Annotated in this window: 1 protein-coding gene; it reads right to left on the bottom strand. The window is 41.2% G+C overall.

Translation table 11 applies throughout. The features are described 5' to 3' along the window. Positions 1-249: 249 nt before the first annotated feature. A complete protein-coding gene (locus SMSK597_RS09275; protein ID WP_004238246.1) occupies positions 250-1,593 on the bottom strand; it encodes a DEAD/DEAH box helicase in 1,344 nt (447 codons plus the stop codon). Between the last annotated feature and the right edge of the window lie 68 nt (positions 1,594-1,661).

The raw sequence follows: 1,661 nt of genomic DNA on the forward strand, positions 1-1,661 counted from the left end.
GAACACAATGTGATACTTACAGTGCTACTTTGTGTACGATAAACTATGAACCTTTTGGGCCATATTTTTCTCCTTTCGCTTTACAATTGGCTTGAACACCTTTATTGTATCGCGTTTGGAGTTTTTTGCTATAACCTTCGACACACACCCGCATAGCGGGTGGTTTTTTTGTCTCGCACCTAACGGAGCGAGACGAACTGAAAATCACATAATTAAAAAAGTTGGAGCTCAGTACTCCAACAATTACTATTAAAATGTTTGGCGTTTTACTTTACGCTCTGCACGACCGCGAGCACGATTTTCAGCGCGCTTGGTTTTGCGGCGCTTTTCATCAACCGCCCATTGAATTTTCTTTTTATAGCCCGGTTTAACTTTTTTCTTTTTCTTTTTAACCAAACCAATCATTTCGATATCAAGCTTATCTTGTTTTTTCTCACGGTTGACACGACGATCACGGTCATAGGTATCTTGAAATTCCCCGTCTTTGACCATCTTAGGAGTAAATTTAATTCCCAATTTCTCCAACTCACGGATATCCGAGTCATCGCTTGGCTGATAAAGGGTAATAGCTGTGCCTGGTAGGCCGTTTCGTCCAGTTCGACCAACACGGTGCACGAAGAAGGATAAGTCTTGCGGAATAGCATCATTGATGACATGGCTGACACCTTCAATATCAATTCCACGCGCTGCTAAATCCGTTGCGACAATATACTCAAAATCTAGATTTTTCACCTGATTCATGATACGCTTGCGTTCGCGAGGGGCAATATCTCCATGAATCTTTGCCACCTTCAAACCTTGAGCAGTCAGGTAAGAATGCAATTCATCAGCACGCGTTTTAGTGTTAACAAAAATCATTGCCAAATAGGGTTGCATCAACTGAGTCAACTGGTAAATTTGAGCATTCTTGTCACGTCCCTTAGTAGAAATCAACCAATTATCAATGGTATCAGAAATGACCGTTTTGGTCTTGATTTTCTCCATGACAGGATTTGACAAATATTTTTTCAAGAATGGTTGCAACTTTTGTGGAATAGTCGCTGAGAAGACCATGAATTGCAGGTCTTTTGGAAGGCTGCCAGCAATCTTATCAACAGTTTCCAAGAATCCCATATCCAAGGTCATGTCTGCTTCATCAACAACAAATGTCTTGGCTTTATGAATAGCTAAATCACCAGATTTAACCAAGTCGTAGATACGGCCTGGCGTTCCGATGACAATATGAGGCTGGTTGCTTGCCAATTTCTCAATCTGGCGAGCCTTATCCGTACCACCCACATAATTAACTACACGAACTTCCACTTCTGAGTGGGCAGCAATCTGACGGGCTGCTTGGTAAATTTGAGTAGCCAACTCACGACTCGGTGCAGTAATGACTGCTTGTACACTATCGCTAGCTTCATCTAGTTGCTGGAAAATCGGTAACAAGAAAGTGTGAGTCTTACCTGAACCTGTTTTTGATTCACCGACTAGGTCACGACCTGCCAAAACAATAGGAATCAACTTGTCTTGCACCTCTGTTGGAGTTGTAAATTTCAACTCCTCCAAGGCTTCTCTAATATAGTTTTTAAATTGAAATTTCGTAAATGACATACTATCCTCGATTCTATCTATCCTATCAATTATACCACATTTTATTCCATTTCAGTAGCCTCACTCAT

The sequence above is a fragment of the Streptococcus mitis SK597 genome (assembly GCF_000148545.1).
GTDB lineage: Bacteria > Bacillota > Bacilli > Lactobacillales > Streptococcaceae > Streptococcus > Streptococcus mitis_C.

Bases quoted from the DNA above. Each gene is read 5' to 3' on its own strand.
- SMSK597_RS09275 (WP_004238246.1), bottom strand. From the start codon at position 1,593: ATGTCATTTACGAAATTTCAATTTAAAAACTATATTAGAGAAGCCTTG.